Source organism: Brevibacterium sp. p3-SID960, assembly GCF_025144725.1.
Classification (GTDB): Bacteria; Actinomycetota; Actinomycetes; order Actinomycetales; family Brevibacteriaceae; genus Brevibacterium.
Genome location: NZ_JALXKS010000008.1, coordinates 1 through 16,976, shown reverse-complemented (window position 1 = coordinate 16,976; position 16,976 = coordinate 1). Strand labels below are relative to the sequence as shown.

Genomic DNA, 16,976 nt, shown 5'->3' with positions numbered 1-16,976 from the left:
CGGTCGCCTGGTGCGCGCCGTGTTTCAGGCGTTGAGCACCGCGCGCAGCTGCGGCCAGGCGGCCGCGAAGCCCGGGTGCAGCGGATAGTCGGTGACCTCGTCAAGGGGCACCCAGCGCAGGTCGAGGCTTTCGATATCGGCGATGAAGGCCTCTAGCGGCTCGGTGGCCTCAGCGATGACGGTCGTATACGACCAGCCGTCCTTGTCGACGACATGCGTGTCGAGGATCCGGATTCCGGTGCCGTCAAGCGCGGGCACACCGGCTTCTTCATGGCATTCGCGGATCGCCCCGGCGGTCGGGGTCTCATCGGCGTCGATCGCCCCACCGGGGATCCCCCACGTGTCACCGTGGGCTGACCACGGCACCCGGTGCTGCAGCAGCACGCCGCGTTCACGGTCGTGGATGAGCAGGCCGGCGGCGCCGAACTTGCCCCAGAAGCGTCCCTGCGGGGTTTCGATCCAGCCGTCGCCGGAGCGGCGGCGGGCCCGCAGCTCTTCGATCGGCGGCATGGACCGGCGCGCCTCGGCTGGAGTCGGGCCCGTGTCCGGTCCCGGGGATCCGCTGCGGTCAGGGCCGGATGTAGACATCGCGCACCTCCAGAGATGAGAACACCGCGAAGTCCTCTGGTGAGGGCGGCAGTCCGCGGGTGACGAGCTCGGCGCCGAGGGCGGCGACCATCGCACCGTTGTCGGTGCACAGCTTCAGCGGCGGGATCCGCAGGGTGACGCCGCGCTCAGCGCAGCGTTCGGCCAAGGTCTTGCGCAGCCGTCGGTTCGCGGCCACTCCCCCGCCGAGCATGACGTGGTCGATGCCGTAATCCTCACACGCGAGCAGCGTCTTGGTCACGAGCACGTCGACGACGGCTGTCTCGAAGGATGCGGTGACATCGGCTAAGCGCAGGTCGGTCAGCTGCCGGCTGGTCTCCGGGCTGCCGGCGGCGCGTGCGGCCTCGTAGGCGGTGACGAACCGCAGGGCGGCGGTCTTGAGCCCGGAGAAGGAGAAGGAGTAGCGGCGCTGAGGGTCGCGGAGGTCCTTTGCGGTGGAGAGTCCGCGCGGGAACTTCACGCTGGCCGGGTCACCCGGCTGGCCGGTGCCGTCGAGGATGCCGGCGGCGGCTTTCGAGATGTTCGGCCCGCCCGGATAGCTCAGGCCCAGCAGCCGGGCGGTTTTGTCGAAGGCCTCACCGGCGGCGTCGTCGATGGTGGCGCCGAGCAGTTCGATGTCGTCGACGAGGTCGCCGATGCGCAGGATCTCGGTGTGCCCGCCGGAGACGAGCAGGGCGATCGACGGGGTCACCGGGCCCGAGGCGGTGGCTGGCTGGCCGTTGTCCGCCGTTTCCGAGGCGGCGGCAGTTCCGGAGGCGGTGGCTGGCTGCTGCAGGTCGTCGGCGACAAGGTCAACGGCGATGTGGGCGGCTAAGTGGTTGATGCCGTACAGGGGCAGCCCGGTGGCCGCGGCCAGGCCTTTGGCGGCGGCGACGCCGACCATGAGCGCTCCGGAGAGCCCGGGGCCTGCGGTCACAGCGATCGCGTCGATGTCATCGAGGGTGACACCGGCGTCGGTGAGGGCTTCGTCGATGGTCGGGCCGATGGCGTGGACGTGGGCACGGGAGGCGACTTCGGGCACGACACCGCCGAAGCGCACATGCTCGTCCATCGAGGAGGCGACGGTGTTCGTCAGCAGGGTGCGCCCGCGCACGATCCCGACACCGGTCTCGTCGCAGGAGGATTCGATGCCGAGGACGAGCGGGCTATCAGCAGCGCTCATCGGCTCGCCTCAGCGGCATTTGCGCGGGCCTCGCTTGAAAGGGCTGCGAAGGTCTCAGCGAGGAAGTCAGGGTTGCGCTGGCTGTCCATCGGGTGACCGAGCTGTGCGGCCAGCAGTTCGAGGTGGGAGGGCCACAGTCCTTCGACCTGGCTGTCGATCGAATCGGCGACAGCGGTGTCGTCGGGGTGCGGTCGGGTGACGATGACCTCGGTGGAGTTCTCGTCGTCCTCGGCGGGCCGGAGGCTGAAGCCGGTGAGCCCGAAGTCGGCGAAGTCGAGCATGACATCGGATTCTTCGGCGCAGTGGATGATCTCGGCGGTGAAGGTCTCGCCGTCGCCGGCGTCGAAGGTCAGTGTGTCGCCTGCCCGCGTGTACGGCGCGAACCACGCACCGCAGGCAGCAGGGTCTGCGATCTGTGCCCACACCTCGGCGGCGGTCACCGGCAGCGTCGTGCGGATGTCGAGGTCGACGCCATCTTCCCAGGACACGAGTGAGAAGCGCAGGACAGGCGATGATGTCATGGCATCAGGCTACCAATTCCGGGCCGCGCCGTTGGGTCGGTTGGGGATTGTCACAGCAGTGCGCGCATGAGCACGGCGTCGGCGTCGCGGTAGTAGCCGGGCCGGCGGTCGAGTTCTACGAATCCGTCGGCGGCGTACATCGCCTGGGCGGCGGCGTTGTCGGCGCGGACGTCGAGGTGGACGGCTTCGACGCCGTGGGCGCGGGCGTGGTCGAGCAGCGCGTCGAGCAGCCGGCGGCCGACCCCCTGCCGGCGTGCGTCCGGGTGGGAGGCGATCGTGAGGATGTCGGCCTGCGGGCCGGAAACGCTCAGACCGGCGAAGCCGAGGAGCCCTGGGCTCGCGGCGTTGCCGGCGGCAGCGGCGTCGAGGACGATGAAGTGCCGGCCCGGAGCTGCCAGCTCCGACCAGAAGTAGGCCTCTGACCAGGCATCGGCGCCGAAGATCGCGGCATCGAGGGCGGCGATCGGTGCGATATCGAACCAACGCATCCGCCGGATCACCGCGGCGTCGGCAACTGCGGCGGGATCGGCTTCCGCGGCCGCGGCGTGTGCAGCGGGGTCAGCTCCTGCGGCGTGTGCAGCGGGGTCAGCTCCTGCGGTGGGGTCGTCGTTCATCGCAGGCTCGTCTCACGGCGGGCGGCCGGGGCGGCGTCGGGGGCGCGCAGATACAGCGGAGTCGTCGGCCACAGCTCACCGCCTGCTGCCAGGATCCGGTGGGCGGCGATCGCGAGGTCGGCAGCAGCCGGAGGTGCCGTGTCGAGGATCGGGACGGCCACCTCGGGCACGGCGAGCAGCTCAGGATAGAGCACGAACCCGCCCCCGATGCCCGCTGGTACCGACTCTCCTGCCGTCTCGGTCAGGTGGGCTGCCAGATCGGCCGGTGCTGACACCTCGGGCCCGGTAGCGATGACAGGCACACCGTGCTCATCAGCACCGCTGAAGCGGGTCCAGTAGACCTCTTTGCGCCGTGCATCGGTGGCGGTGAGCAGCGGGGCTGCGGGGTCGAGGCTGCGGTAGGCGCGCACGGCGAGCGCGAGGTGGCTGGGCACGCCGGCAGCGGTGATGCCGGCGCCGAGGCTGTAGCCGATCGCGGTGGCGATGCCGGCGCGCAGGCCGGTGAAGGGGCCGGGCCCGATCCCGGTGACGACGAGTTCAGGGGCCGGCTGGCCGTCGGTGAGGTCGCGGACGGCCGGGCCGGTGAGCTCGGCATGCTTGCCGCCAGCGGCCGCACCCCACTCGGCGAGCACCCTCTCGCCGTCGGTCAGTGCCGCGGTGGCCGTGGCCGAGGTGTCGATGGCGAGGATGATCATGTGGGCTCCTGCTCTGCGTAGGCGGCGGCGATGGCGCTGATGCGCGCCTGCCAGCTCGGCCCGGTCGGGATGAGCCGGATGGTGCGGGTCTCGTCCTCCTCAGCCTCGGTGAGGTCGACGGGGCCGGGTGAGCCGTCGCCGAGGAGGTCGGCGACGTCCAGGGGCCCGGTGTCAGGAGCGGTGGCAGGGGCGTCGCTGGTGGGGTCTCCACTGCTGGTGGGATCGGCATCGGGTGCCGCCTCTGGGTCCTCGCCGGCGCGGGTGATGACGATCTCCAGACGGTCCTCGGCGAGCCCTTCGGCAAGTCCGCGGCCCCATTCGATGACGGTGACGGCTTCGTCATGCCCGTATTCGAGGTCGAGGTCAGAGAACTCGGCGGCGTCGCCGAGGCGGTACGCGTCGACGTGCACCAGCGGCGGCCGGTCTGGGCGCGGGTTCGCATGCGCGCGGGCGATGACGAACGTCGGTGAGGACACCCGGCCGGTCACCCCGAGTGCGGTGGCGAGGAACTGCGTCAGCGCCGTCTTGCCGGCGCCCAGGTTGCCGGTGAGGATGATGACGTCACCGGCGCGCAGCCGGCTGGCCAGCAGTGAGGCGAAGCGCTCCATGTCCTCGCGGTCGCCGATGGCAAGGTGCGTCTGGTCGGTCACCGGCCGCCGCCTCGGGTGTGGTCAGCAGCTGGGTGTGCTCCGTTCGCAGCCTCGCCGGCCGCGGCCTCGCCGGGCGCGCCGACGGCGATGCGGTCGACGCGGGGGCTGATGCAGGTGACGATCTCGTAGTTGATCGTCTCGCACCAGGCAGCCCATTCCTCGGCGCTCGGGCCGGTGGTGCCGTCGCCGATGACGACGACCTCATCGCCGATCGCCACCTCGCCACCGGTCTCAGCCGGGCCGATGTCGAGGACCATTTGGTCCATCGCAATGCGCCCGACGATCGGGTAGCGGCGGCCGCGGACGGTGACCTCACCGCGGTTGCCGGCGATGCGCGGCAGCCCGTCACCGTAGCCGCCGGCGACGAGCGCGAAGCGGGTGTCGTGAGCAGCGCGGTACGTCAGCCCGTACGAGGCACCCTGACCTGCGGGGACATCCTTGACGTTGAGGACGCGGGAGGTGAGCGTCATGACCGGGGTGAGGCCGAGCTGCGCGGCGGTTCTGTTCTCGAATGGGCTGAGGCCGTAGAGGATGACGCCGGCACGCACGTGGCTGCCGGGCACCGGGTCGAGCGAGAGCGCGGCCGGCGAGTTGGCCAAGGTCACTCTGAGGTCGTCTGCGCGCAGGTCGGACGGCAGCTCGGCCTGCAGGCGACCGTAGAGGCTGTCGAAGCGGTGCAGCTGGTCGGCCGTCGCCGGATCGCCGGGGATGTCGGCGTTGGCGAAATGGGTCATGATGCCGGTCACCCGCACCGGCGCCGAGGTGGGCGGTCCGGCGGTTCCGATAGTTCCGGTGGCGGCCGTCCCGGCGGTTCGGGCAGTTCCGGCGGTGGCCGTCCCGATGGTGGGCGTCCCGGTCGTTGCCTGCGCACCGGCGGCGATGCTGGACTCGGCGGCAAGCGCGCGCAGTCGTTCGAGGACAGTGTCGAGCTGGGACAGGGAGAGGCCGTTGCGGCCCAGCCCCGTGTCGAGTTTGAGATGCACGTCCTGAGAGCGGCCGGTCGCCCGGCCTGCGGCGATGGCGGCCTCGAGGGCTTCGGGGGTGGAGATGCCCAATTCGATCCCGGCGCGTGTGCAAACAGTGAGGTCGGCAGCCGGGTCGAAGAGCCAGCACAGGATCCGAGCCCCGGAATCCGGGCCGAGCAGCTGGGACAGGGCCACCGCCTCGGGCACGGTCGCCACGGCGAAGTCCCGCAGTCCGGCGGCATACAGCGCAGGGGCGACGATGTCGGTGGAGTGGCCGTAGGCGTCGGCCTTGACGACGGCCATGAGCTGGGCGGGAGCGACGCGCGCGGCAACGGTGCGGGCGTTGTCGATGAGTGCCGCGGTGTCGATGCGGGCGCTCACGACCGATCCGGTCGCTGCCTGCGCCGCTGCTGCCATGGGCTGTCTCCTTCGTTGTCGGTGGGTGGTGCCGCCGTGGTACGGGCCGGCCGCACGTGGCCGTCGTGCCGCTGCCGGGCGCGTGTCTCAGATCTGGTCGAGCACGGCGAGGACGTCGGCTTCGAGGGCGGCCGGCAGGTGCGAGGCGTGAGTTGCGTGCGCGCCTGCGCGCGCGTGCATGAGCACTGCCAGCCCGGCCAGGTCGGCCAGATCGATGTCGGTTCCGGCGGTGGTGGCCAGCAGCGCTCCCAGGATACCGGTGAGCACGTCGCCGGTGCCGGCGGTGGCCAGCGTGGCGGGCCCGGGTTCTGGCGCGACGACGGTGCCATCGGGCCGGGCGATGATCGTCCGGTTGCCCTTGAGCAGCACGATCGCCTCAATCACTTGGGCGGCGCGCACGGCGTGAGTGACCGGTTCGGCTTCGACCTCGGACCGGGTGGGGGCGCCGGTGCCGAGGCGGGCGAGCAGGTCTGAGAGCTCGCCGGCGTGCGGGGTGAGGATACAGCTGGTCTCCAGCGGCCGGGTGAGCAGCGCCAGGCCGCCGGCGTCGATGACGAGCGGGACGTGCTGGGATTCCGCGGCGGTGATCGCCTGCTGCATCGCCAGCCGGTCCGGAGCACCCGGCCCGATCGCCCACGCCTGCACGCGCCCGGCGTCGGTAACGACCTCCGGGTAGGTCTGCAGGACGGTCTCGGTCACCTCGGCCGGAGCCAGGAGCCGGAGCATGCCCACACCGGTGGCGACCGCCGCCGAGGCGGTGAGCACACCGGCACCCGGGAAGCGGGCGGAGCCGGCGACGAGCCCGAGGACGCCGCGGGAGTACTTGTGGTCGCCTGCCTGCGGGCGCGGCCAAAAGGTGGCGAGATCGCTGTCGTCGGGCACGTGGACGGCCGGGACATGGGCTGACATGTCGAGGCCGATGTCGACCATCGTGACCTCGCCTGCTGCATCGGCACCGCCGGGCAGCAGGAGACCGGCTTTGTCAGCACCGAAGGTGACGGTGTGGGTGGCGCGCACGTGGGTGGGCCCGCAGGCCCCGGTCGAGGCATCAACGCCGGTGGGCACGTCGACGGCGACGACGAACTGGCCGGAGGTGGCGCTTCCCTGCCAGCCGCGGATGAGGGCTGCGAGGTCTTCGGGCAGGCCGGGCTTGGCACCAGTGCCGAGCCCTCCGTCGATGACGAGGTCGGCTCCGCGCAGCAGGCCGGAGATCTCCGCCGAATTCTCCGCGTTGAAGGCCTCGGTCTGCCCACCGGATGAGGTGAAGGCGGCGGCACCAGCCTCATGCATCTTCCCGAAGACGTCGACAGCGGTGACGTGGGCGCCGCGGCCTGCGAGGTTCGCGCCGGCGTAGAGGGCGTCTCCACCGTTGTTGCCGGCACCGACGAGCATGACGACGCGGCTGCCGGAGATCTGCCCGCGCTTACTCAAGAGGCGCCGGCACACGGAAGCGAGCCCAGCAGCGGCGGTGCGCATGAGCGCCTCCCCGCGGCCTGCAGCCAGCAGCGGTGCCTCGGCCTCACGGACGGCGGCAGCGGTGTACCCGAGCCTCATGACAGGTTCCCCTCGGTCTCAGCCTCCTCCACCTCGGGAACGGCAGCCCCAGCATCACCGGCAGCTGCAGCGGCGCCCGGCCAGGCGGGTGCTGCGGCGGCATGCTGGTGAAGCCTGCCGGCGGCGAGCGCGGCGAGGAAGCGGGCGTGGTCGGCAAGTCCCTCATCGGTGTGACGGGCGCGCGGTGAGTGGTTCGAATCCTGCTGCTCGGCCACCGTGCCCGGAAGTGCTGCGCCGAGGTGGCCGTAGGTGCCCGGCACCTGCTGGAGGATGCGCGAGAAGTCCTCCGAGCCCGGTTTCGGCACCGTGACGAGGTGCGTGCGGCTCGGGCCGAACACCTCGGCGGCGGTGTCGAGGTAGAACGCGGTCTCGGCCTCATCGTTGATGACTGGCGGCAGCACCGACCGGTAGTCGACGTCTGCCTCCAAGCCGTGGGCGGACACAAGGGTGGACACGAGGTTCGGCAGCTCAGCTTCGGTGCGGGCGGTGGTGGCCTCGGAGAAGCAGCGGATCCCGACGGTGAGTTCGGCAGTGTCGGGGATGACGTTGGGTGCGGTGCCGGCGTGGAACTGGCCGACGGTGATGATGACCGGATCGAAGGCGTCGAAGCGGCGGGTCGCATACTCCTGCAGCTGGCCCACCAGCATCGCACCGGCCTGGATCGGGTCGCGGCCGGTGTGCGGGCGGGAGGCATGACCGCCCTTGCCGCGCACGGTGATGTTCATGATCGAGAACGCCGACATGTACGAGCCCGGCCGACAGTACAGGTTGCCGAGCTCCTGATCAGCGGAGACGTGCACACCGAAGGCGGCGATGACCGGCACTCCGGCGGCGTCGAGGACCCCTTCGCGCAGCATGTGACCGGCACCGTCGTACCCCTCCTCGCCGGGCTGGAACATGAAGATGACGTCGCCTGCCAGCTCGTCGCGGACGGCGTGGAGCAGCCGCAGCGCCCCGTACAGGCCGGTGGTGTGCAGGTCGTGGCCGCAGGCGTGCATCGCGCCGTTGGTGGAGGCGAAGTCGAAGCCGGTCGCCTCGGTCACCGGCAGGGCGTCCATGTCTCCGCGCAGCAGCACCGCCACCGGGTTCTCAGGGTCGCGCTTCCCGCCGCGCAGCACGACGGTCAGCGAGGCCAGCGACTGCCCATAGGTGACCTCGACGTCGAGGCCATCGAGACCAGCTGCGACCCGGGCCTGGGTCTTGGGCAGGTCGAGGCCGAGTTCGGGTTCGCGATGCAGATCGCGGCGCAGGCGCTGGAGTTCGGGCAGGAGGGCAGCCGCTGCGGCGGCGCTGATGACTGTCATACTCCCAGCCTAACCCCGCGGCACCCTCAATCCGGAAGCGATGTCAGTGCCTCCCGATAGCCTGAACGCGACGAAACCAGCAGCCGCCCGACGGCTGCACCCTCACGAGGAGGTGAGTGGAATGGACCCCGATGACGACCCGCAGCTGGCCGTCGAGGTGCCGGCGAGCCCTGTGTCGCTGCTGGCCGATCATGTGGCCGCCTACAACCGGCAGCTGGGCCGCTATGAGGCCGTGCAGATGTACGGGCTGGCACAGCTGGCCTTCGCGGTGCTCAACATCGACGACCGGCTCGCAGCATTGCCGCTGCAGCATCGGCCGGCCGATCCACCGGATACAGGCGGGCCACCCGGCCCCTGGGTGGTGGACACCGGCTCCGCGATGGGTTCCGGCCCCGCGGTGGGTTCCGGCCCCGAGGCGGTGGCGCGGGCACCGGCGTTCGATCCCGCGCGCATGGTCGGGTTCGTACCCGAGATGCCCGGGGTGACCGCGCCCGAGGCGGTGCTCCCCTCCCCTGGGGATGTCGCCGCGGGCCTGCGGCAGGTGCGTTTCAGCGGCTCGCTCATGTCGTGGTTCTGCGCCAACGACCGGGCTGAGAACGCCATCCGCGTCGTGGTCTCGACGATGCACGACTGCTCGCTGCAGAAGGCCTACACCCTGGTCTCGCGGGCGCTCGTAGCCTTCGTCGGCCTGCCGCGGCTGACGGCACTCGTCCTGCGCGGACAGGTGCCCTTCGAGCGGCTGGACTACACCGCGCGCAAGAGCAGCGACCTCACGCTGGCACAGCTGGAGGAGATGGACGCGTCGGTCACTGCGATCCCGGCGCACCGGCCGATGCGCGAGGTGCGCCGGCATGTCGATATGGAACTGGCGACGATCGTGCCAGAGGACGAGGCCGCTGAGCAGATCCACGAGCAGCGGGCGGTGCTCTTCGAAGCACTGCCTGATGGCAGCGCGACGCTGACGCTGCGCGGGCCGCTGGCTCCGCTGACGGCGCTGTACAAGCGCACGCTCGCCTGCGCTCGCGGGGTTGTGCGGCAGCAGCTCGATGCCTTCGGGCTGAGCTCTGATGAGCAGCGGACTGGAGCTGCCGGCATGCAGTCGGGTGGTGCGCGCGACGCGGCGACCCAGCTGTTGGAGGAGCGCACGATCCCGCAGGTGATGTTCGACATGCTCACTGGCATGGCACCGTCCACCCGTGTTCGTGTCTCTGGCGGGGAAGCTGCTGAGCAGCTCGTCGAGGTGTCGTGCCCGACGAGTGCTGAGTGGCTGCGCCGGCAGGCGACGGTGAATGTCACGGTGCCGGTGATCACGCTGCTGGGCACTGCTGATCTGCCGGGCACCGTGGAGGGGCAGCATCCGATTCCAGCGCTGACGGCCCGGCAGTTCGCTGCCGAGTCCTCGACGCTTTACCGGCTGCTGACGGACCCGCTGACCGGTGAGGTCCTCGACGAGCCGGCCAAGAAGTACACGGTGCCGCGGGCGGTGCGCACAACAGTGCAGGCGGCATGGGCGTGGTGCACGGCACCGGGCTGCAGCCGTCGGGCCTCGACCTCGGAGACCGATCACATCGTGTCGTTCAACCACCGTGACCCGTCTGCTGGCGGGCTGACGCAGGCGGGCAACATGCAGCCGCTGTGCAAAACCCATCACGACCTCAAGACGCGCGGACATCTGCGTGTGTTCAAGGGCGAGGATGGTGTGCTGCGGTGGACGATGATGTTCGGGCTCACCGGGCATACACGTAAGCCCCGCAATCCGGTGGAGCAACGGCAGGCGCGGATCATCGGCGAGGCACTGCCTGAACCGATGCGCGCTCTGCTGCGCGACGACGCCGCACCCGGTTCGCACTGGGCGACCAGCCCACCGGCCGAAGCCGAGCGGGCAGCCTGCGCGCAGACAGTGACCTCACCAGCCGAGCCTGATGCGATGTATCTCGATACGGCCGCCGAGCTGGCCCAGCACTATCTGGGCCTGACACGGGCCGACGAACTCAGCGATGCCGCCCGGCGGGAAGCACTGCGGGAGGAAACGCAGGGAGAGGGAACGCAGGACGACGGCCTCCCATGGAAGAACCCCGGGGACTCGTCTGGCGACGACGCTCCTCCGTTCTGACCGGTCGGCCGCGTCAGCTTAGTGCTGTCGCTTCTCCTCGCCCTGCCGCTGATTTTCAGCCTGTCGCTGCTTTTCAGCTTTCCGCTGCTTCCCCCGCGCTTCCAACGCGGCGAGCGCCTCCGGGCTGCCCGGCAGCAGCGGGGGCGGTTGATCGACAGGCGGTGACAGCGGTGCGCCTGACCCTTCGACGATGACGTAGGTCATCGTCACCCGGGCATCATGAGTGATCGACAGATGGATGGTCTCCCCGCCGATCTTCCGGAAATGCTCGAGCACCGGCCCGGAGAGCCGGAACGACGGCGCACCCGAATGGGCAGAGACGACCTCGGCGTGCTGCCATTCGATGATGCCCGGATACTGCATCGCCTTGACGAGCGCTTCTTTCGCAGAGAACCTCGCGGCCAGCGACTCCGGTGTGCGCAGCTTGCCGTTGCGCTTGAGCTGCTCGGCAGGAGTCAGCAGCCGGTCGAGCAGCTCCGGCACCCGCTCGATGTGCTCAGCGAACCGCGGCACATCGGCGATGTCGAGACCGATTCCGATGATCCCCATACCCGTCTGCCTGTCTTACTCGACGGTGACGGACTTGGCGAGGTTGCGCGGTTGATCGACGTCGAGGCCCTTCATCGTCGCCAGTTCCATAGCGAAGAACTGCAGCGGAATCGTCGTCAGCAGCGGCGCGAGCAGCGTCGGAGTCTGCGGGACGTAGAACACTTCGGAGGCGTATTCCTTCACAGCCTCGTCGCCCTCTTCGGCGATGACGATCGTGTTCGCACCGCGGGCACGGACCTCCTGGATGTTGGAGATGACCTTCGCGTGCAGCGAATCGCGTCCTTCCCTGCTCGGCACGACGATGAAGACGAGCTGACCGTCCTCGATGAGGGCGATCGGCCCGTGCTTGAGCTCGCCGGCAGCGAAGCCCTCCGCGTGGATGTAGGCGAGCTCCTTGAGCTTGAGCGCGCCTTCGAGCGCAACCGGGTAGCCGACATGCCGGCCGAGGAACAGCACCGACTGGGTGTCCTGCACGCTGCGGGCAAGACTTTCGACCTGCCCCTTGAGCTCAAGGACCTTTTCGATCTTCTCCGGGATCTGCTGCAGCTCATCGAGGATGACGCGCACCTCATCGGTGAACTTGTTCCCACGCAGCTGCGCCAGGTACAGACCCAGCAGGTAGCAGGCGACGATCTGGGACAGGAACGCCTTCGTCGAGGCGACAGCCACTTCGGGACCGGCGTGCGTGTAGAGCGCTGCGTCGGATTCGCGCGGGATCGTCGAGCCGTAGGTGTTGCAGATCGCGACGACCTTCGCGCCCTGCTGGCGGGCGTGGCGCACCGCCATGATCGTGTCCATCGTCTCGCCGGACTGAGACACGGCGACCACGAGGGTCTTCTCGTTGACGACCGGGTCGCGGTAGCGGAACTCGTGGGCGAGTTCGACCTCAACGGGGATGCGGCACCAGTGCTCGATCGTGTATTTGGCGACCTGGCCGGCGTAGGCGGCGGTACCGCAGGCGATGACGATCATCTTGTCGATCGACTTGAGGATCGTCTCATCGACGTGGATCTCGTCAAGCGTCAGCTTGCCGTCAGCGTCCATCCGGCCGAGCAGCGTGTCGGCCACGGCCTGCGGCTGGTCGTGGATCTCCTTGTCCATGAAGGAGGCGAAGCCGCCCTTCTCGGCAGCGGCGGTGTCCCAGTCGACGTTGAAGCTCGTGCCCTCGACCGGGTTGCCCCCGGCGTCGATGATGTCGACCGAGTCCGGAGTGATCGTGACGATCTCGTCCTGGCCGATCTCAACAGCCTTGCGGGTGTGGTCGATGAACGCGGCGACGTCGGAGCCGAGGAAGTTCTCGCCCTCCCCGAGCCCGATGACCAGCGGCGAGTTGCGGCGGGCGGCCACGACGGTGCCCGGCTGATCAGCGTGGACGGCCAGCAGCGTGAAGGCGCCTTCGAGCTCGCCGGCGGTCAGGCGCATCGCTTCGGTCAGGTCCTTGGTCTTGGCGTAGTTCTTCGCCAGCTGGTGGCCGGCGACCTCGGTGTCGGTCTCGGAGAGGAACTCAACGCCATCGGCCTGCAGCTCGGCCTTAAGGGAGGCGAAGTTCTCGATGATGCCGTTGTGGATCACCGCCAGCTGGCCGCCATCGGCCAGGTGCGGGTGCGCGTTGTCGTCGGTCGGCCCGCCGTGTGTGGCCCACCGGGTGTGGCCGATGCCGGTCATCGCTGCCGGCAGCGGGTGAGCTTCGAGCTCGTCGGTCAGCGCCGAGAGCTTGCCGGCCTTCTTCGCGCTGGCGACCTGACCCCCGTCGGTGACGAGCGCGACGCCGGCTGAGTCGTAGCCGCGGTATTCGAGTCGCTTGAGGCCGCCGAGCACTACGTCAAGGGCGCTGTGGCCTGCTGCTTCGGGGGTTGACGATGAAACGTATCCAACAATTCCGCACATAGATTTCAGTCTAAACCCGCCGACGCCCAGCACCTGCACGTTCGCGCCCGCCCGGCGCGTAACATCTGCGACTCGGCGTCGGCTGGTCGCTCCCGTTCCCGAGGCGGTGGTTGCGCTCAGCTGAGTGCGTCGCCGACCTCGCTGGCTGCCCGCCGGCCGCTGCGGATTGCCCCGTCCATGTAGCCGTTCCATTCGGCTGCGGTTTCCGCTCCGGCCCAATGCACAGGGCCGACGGGCCGGCGCAGCTCCTCACCGACGTGCGTCCACAGCCCCGCTCCGAGCCGGCCGCCGTAGCAACCGCGCGTGAACGGCTCAGCACTCCAGTCACGCTGCAGCACTTCGAGCGGCTTCCGCGCATAGTCACCGAAGAAGTCGGTTAAGCACTCAAGCACTCGCGCAGTGCGCTCATCCTCCGAAAGACCAGCGAAGGCCTTCGCGTGGTGACCCTCGACGAAGGCTACGAGGATCCCGGACTCCTCGCCGGGAACGCAGTTGTCGTAGACGAGGGCTACATCGTGATCAAGGCTGAGCACCGTGCCGCGCAGGCCTGCATCGCGCCAGAACGGCCTGGCATACCGGAGCTGGAACTTGATGACGTTTCCGCCGGGCATCTGGGAGGTGAGAACGTCGCGGTTCGGCGGCATCGGCGGGTTGTACCGCAGCCGTCCTGCCAACGTCGGCGGCAGCGTCACGATAGCCCGGCGAGCGCGCACATCATTCGTGGCGGTGTGCACTGTGACGCCGTCGTCGCCGTATGTCAGTCCTGTGACCTCAGTGCTGAGGTGCACACGTTTCCCAAGCCGACTCGCCAGACGCTCGGAGATCTGGTGAGTGCCGCCGAGCACGCGCGCCTCCTGCGCCCCGCCGATCGTCGCCATCATGCGATGCAGCCCACCGCCAGCGGCAAGGTAGAAGAGACAGTGCAACGCGGAATACTCCTCGGATTCGGCTGCGAAGATCGTTGCCAGAAGCACGTCGAGCACGTTTCGAACTTCAGGCGTCGGGACGTTCTCCGCCAGCCATTGCTGCGTTGTCATGCGGTCCAGTTCCATGGCTTTGTCCGACAGCCAAGGCCGCTCGATGTCGATACCAGCGCAGGTGCGGTCAATCATGTCCACGGTGGACTGGAACTCAACGGCCAGTTCGTCGGTCAGTCCGACCGCGTCGTCGTCGCTGGAGTGGATCTGCCCACCGATCGCCAAGAGCGTCTTGCCTTCGTCGTAGACCGTGAACGTCTCCAAACCGAGGTCGTCGATCAGCTCCAGCACGGCGTCCTGAGTCGGCCCGACCCACTGCCCGCCGAGCTCGATCGAGAGCCCATCTGAGAATGTTCCGTTCTCGTTTCGGCCGGCGACCCGGTTTCGGGCTTCGAGCACGATGACGTCGTATCCAGCCTCCACGAGCTGTGTCGCCGCGGTGAGGCCGGAAAGCCCAGCGCCAATAACCACCACGTCGTGGTCCGGCGCGCCGTTCTGCGTCTTCATAATCTCTGTCTCCGATCTTTGAGATGCCCATTGCATTTGCCCTGAGCGAAAGTCCTGGGGAGGCCCTGAGCGAAAGTCCTGGGGAGGCCCTGAGCGAAAGTCCTGGGGAGGCCCTGAGCGAAAGTCCTGGGGAGGCCCTGAGCGAAAGTCCTGGGGAGGTGTCTCAGCTGCACAGGTCTTCGGGAGGGAGACCCAGGCTCTCTCCAATTGCTTTTGCCAGTTGACGTCGCAGAGCCTCGCGGTCGCGGTACTGGACGAGACCATGCGCGTTGAGGCCATCCGCCACCGCAATGATGTGCCACGCGGTGGCGTCCGGATCTCTGCATTCAACGTCACCGGCATCGACGGCAACTTCGATCAGCTGTTGGATGAATGCTTGCCACGCGTCCATATGCGCACGCACTTCTGCGGCGATGGGCGATACCCGTAGGCCGTGACTCCACGCGTCGAGCCAGAGTGCTGAGGCCCCTTCGCGGCCCGCTCTCGTGAGCAGCTCGGTCAGCAGCCGCAGCCGGATGCGCGTGCTCGTCTCTGCCTCCACCACCTCGCGAAAATCTTCCAGCTCGGCGGTCAGCACGCGACCGACGGTTTCGGCCCGCAGAACATCCATCGAATCCACGTAGTGGGCGATGAGCCCCGGCACCACACCCATCCGCTGGGCCAGCGAGCGCACCGTGACCGCAGCAAGACCGTCAGACACCGCAATGGCGTCCGCAGCCTCACGCATCTCGACGCGACGCTGCTCAGCAGACTTCCGCACTCTCGGCCCCGCCATTTCTTGACACCGTCCTGTCCGTTGCCTAGGTTGTGACACACGCCATATTGGTCACCTGACCAATATGACTGCTCCCGCTTGACGCGTCAACCCGACGACCACTGTTCACACCGACGTCGAAGCTGGTGCAACGAAGCACCGCACTCGAGAGGAACCCTCCGCATGACACCTGAGAGCACCGCCATCCAAAGCCCGACACTGCGCCGCTCGCTCGGCATTCCGACTCTTGTCATGTTCGGCCTTTCGTACATGGTGCCGATGACGGTCTTCACCACATACGGCATCGTCAACGAGATCACCCAGGGCCATTTGCCGCTTGCCTATGCGGTCACCTTGAGCGCCATGTTCTTCACCGCGGTCAGCTATGCAGTGCTCAGTCGCGAAGTGCCTGCCGCTGGCGCCGCCTATGACTATGCGCGCGCTGGTTTCGGCGGCCATATCGGCTTCATGACAGGCTGGGTCATCATGGTCGACTACATCCTCCTGCCGATGCTCAACTACCTGCTCATCGGCCTCTACCTCCACGAACAGCTCCCCGCCGTCCCCGCCTGGGTGTTCTCAATGGCTGCCCTCCTCCTCGTCCTCATCCTCAACATCGTCGGCATCAACGCCGTCAAGCACGCCAATGTCGTGCTCGTGTCGCTGCAGGTGCTCTTCTTCATCATCTTCGCCGTCATGGCAGTGCGGTCCTTCGACGCGAACGTCAGCCTTCTCGATCCGTTCATCAGCGGGGATATCGACGCTTCTCTCATCATGGCGGGCGCGGCGATCCTGTGCCTGTCCTTCCTCGGGTTCGACGCAGTCTCGACGATGTCGGAGGAGGCCAAGGAGCCACGGCGAACAGTGCCCGTCGCCGTCATCCTCACGACTCTGGCAGGCGGAGGGATCTTCATCGCCATCTCCTGGCTGGCACACATGGCCCATCCGAACTTCATCAACGGAGAGGGCGCCGATACCGCAGCCCTCGCCATGCTCATGCACATCGGCGGAAACCTGCTCGTCGCACTCTTCCTAGCCGCGTATGTCACTGGCGCCCTCGGCTCAGCCCTCGCCTCGCAGGCAAGCGTCTCACGGATCCTCTACAGCATGGGCCGCGACGGCGTGCTGCCGCGTCGCATCTTCGGTGTCCTGAGCGAGCGGTTCCGAACTCCAGTCGGAGCGATTCTCGTCGTCGCTGTCATTTCAGTCTCAGCAGTCTTCGCCAGCGTCGATTTCGTCGCCTCCATCGTGAGCTTCGGCGCGCTCACTGCCTTCACCGTCGTCAACCTGGCCGTCGTCTCGATCTTCCTCGTGCAGAAACATCGCCGAGAAGCGCCGTCGATTCTTCTCTACGGTCTCGTGCCAGTCATCGGTTTCGGCTTGACGTTGTGGCTGTGGACGAGCCTTTCAGGTTCAACCCTGTTCTTCGGCTTGCTCTGGGTCGCACTCGGCGTCGGATACCTGGCCGTCCTCACCCGCGGGTTCCGCGAGCCGCCCCCCTCCCTCAACCTGCGGGAGTAACCGCTTCAGCCAGGCCGACGGCCCCGTTCTCGAATCGGTAGCCGGGGCCTGTGCTCAGGCTTCGGGAGTGTGGCCGGACGCGATTCCCGGGGCGGCGCCGAGGAGGTCGGGCAGCTCGCCGATCGAATCGAGGATGTGCACCCCGGGTACCACGCGCAGCTCTTCGCCATCACCGTTGTC

At 68.4% G+C, this 16,976-nt stretch carries 15 protein-coding genes; 2 read left to right on the top strand and 13 right to left on the bottom strand.

Annotation, left to right across the window (positions count from 1 at the left end; all coding sequences use genetic code 11):
• Positions 1–24 precede the first annotated feature (24 nt).
• The 9 genes from M3B11_RS03970 to M3B11_RS03930 all read right to left on the bottom strand — a co-directional run bounded on the left by M3B11_RS03970 (position 25) and on the right by M3B11_RS03930 (position 8,488).
• On the bottom strand, positions 25–588 hold the full coding sequence (locus tag M3B11_RS03970; protein ID WP_259875471.1) for an NUDIX hydrolase: 564 nt from the start codon (positions 586–588) through the stop codon (positions 25–27).
• Positions 569–1,768 (bottom strand): tRNA (adenosine(37)-N6)-threonylcarbamoyltransferase complex transferase subunit TsaD, encoded by a 1,200-nt coding sequence (tsaD, locus tag M3B11_RS03965; protein WP_259875470.1) that lies wholly within the window; start codon positions 1,766–1,768, stop codon positions 569–571. Before tsaD ends, M3B11_RS03970 begins: the two co-directional genes overlap by 20 nt.
• Entirely contained in the window at positions 1,765–2,289 is a 525-nt protein-coding gene (locus M3B11_RS03960; protein WP_259875469.1) for a hypothetical protein, read from the bottom strand. Before M3B11_RS03960 ends, tsaD begins: the two co-directional genes overlap by 4 nt.
• 50 nt (positions 2,290–2,339) lie before the next feature.
• Positions 2,340–2,903 (bottom strand): GNAT family N-acetyltransferase, encoded by a 564-nt coding sequence (locus M3B11_RS03955; protein WP_259875468.1) that lies wholly within the window; start codon positions 2,901–2,903, stop codon positions 2,340–2,342.
• Positions 2,900–3,598 carry a tRNA (adenosine(37)-N6)-threonylcarbamoyltransferase complex dimerization subunit type 1 TsaB gene (gene tsaB / locus M3B11_RS03950; protein ID WP_259875467.1) on the bottom strand — a complete coding sequence of 233 codons (699 nt, stop codon included), beginning with the start codon at positions 3,596–3,598 and terminating at the stop codon, positions 2,900–2,902. Before tsaB ends, M3B11_RS03955 begins: the two co-directional genes overlap by 4 nt.
• Complete coding sequence (tsaE, locus tag M3B11_RS03945; protein ID WP_311197713.1) at positions 3,595–4,248, bottom strand: tRNA (adenosine(37)-N6)-threonylcarbamoyltransferase complex ATPase subunit type 1 TsaE; 654 nt, start codon at positions 4,246–4,248, stop codon at positions 3,595–3,597. The genes tsaB and tsaE overlap by 4 nt, the downstream gene beginning before the upstream one ends.
• On the bottom strand, positions 4,245–5,630 hold the full coding sequence (gene alr, locus M3B11_RS03940; RefSeq protein ID WP_259875466.1) for an alanine racemase: 1,386 nt from the start codon (positions 5,628–5,630) through the stop codon (positions 4,245–4,247). Before alr ends, tsaE begins: the two co-directional genes overlap by 4 nt.
• Before the next feature lie 87 nt (positions 5,631–5,717).
• Positions 5,718–7,184 carry an NAD(P)H-hydrate dehydratase gene (locus tag M3B11_RS03935; protein ID WP_259875465.1) on the bottom strand — a complete coding sequence of 489 codons (1,467 nt, stop codon included), beginning with the start codon at positions 7,182–7,184 and terminating at the stop codon, positions 5,718–5,720.
• On the bottom strand, positions 7,181–8,488 hold the full coding sequence (locus M3B11_RS03930) for a M20 family metallopeptidase (protein WP_259875464.1): 1,308 nt from the start codon (positions 8,486–8,488) through the stop codon (positions 7,181–7,183). The genes M3B11_RS03935 and M3B11_RS03930 overlap by 4 nt, the downstream gene beginning before the upstream one ends.
• A gap of 121 nt (positions 8,489–8,609) precedes the next feature.
• On the opposite strand from M3B11_RS03930, the gene M3B11_RS03925 reads away from it, so the two are divergent.
• A complete protein-coding gene (locus M3B11_RS03925; RefSeq protein ID WP_259875463.1) occupies positions 8,610–10,601 on the top strand; it encodes an HNH endonuclease signature motif containing protein in 1,992 nt (663 codons plus the stop codon).
• An 18-nt stretch (positions 10,602–10,619) separates the two neighbouring features.
• Here M3B11_RS03925 and M3B11_RS03920 read toward each other — a convergent pair whose 3' ends face one another.
• From M3B11_RS03920 to M3B11_RS03905, 4 genes are all read right to left on the bottom strand, one after another.
• Entirely contained in the window at positions 10,620–11,150 is a 531-nt protein-coding gene (locus M3B11_RS03920) for a holo-ACP synthase (protein WP_259875462.1), read from the bottom strand.
• A gap of 15 nt (positions 11,151–11,165) precedes the next feature.
• A complete protein-coding gene (gene glmS / locus M3B11_RS03915; RefSeq protein WP_259875461.1) occupies positions 11,166–13,037 on the bottom strand; it encodes a glutamine--fructose-6-phosphate transaminase (isomerizing) in 1,872 nt (623 codons plus the stop codon).
• A gap of 116 nt (positions 13,038–13,153) precedes the next feature.
• On the bottom strand, positions 13,154–14,521 hold the full coding sequence (locus tag M3B11_RS03910; RefSeq protein ID WP_259875460.1) for an FAD-dependent oxidoreductase: 1,368 nt from the start codon (positions 14,519–14,521) through the stop codon (positions 13,154–13,156).
• Positions 14,522–14,684: 163 nt separating this feature from the next.
• Positions 14,685–15,248 carry a TetR/AcrR family transcriptional regulator gene (locus tag M3B11_RS03905; RefSeq protein ID WP_259875459.1) on the bottom strand — a complete coding sequence of 188 codons (564 nt, stop codon included), beginning with the start codon at positions 15,246–15,248 and terminating at the stop codon, positions 14,685–14,687.
• Positions 15,249–15,458: 210 nt separating this feature from the next.
• On the opposite strand from M3B11_RS03905, the gene M3B11_RS03900 reads away from it, so the two are divergent.
• Positions 15,459–16,796: an APC family permease gene (locus M3B11_RS03900; protein WP_259875458.1), complete on the top strand. Its 1,338-nt coding sequence runs from the start codon at positions 15,459–15,461 to the stop codon at positions 16,794–16,796.
• Positions 16,797–16,976: the final 180 nt, after the last annotated feature.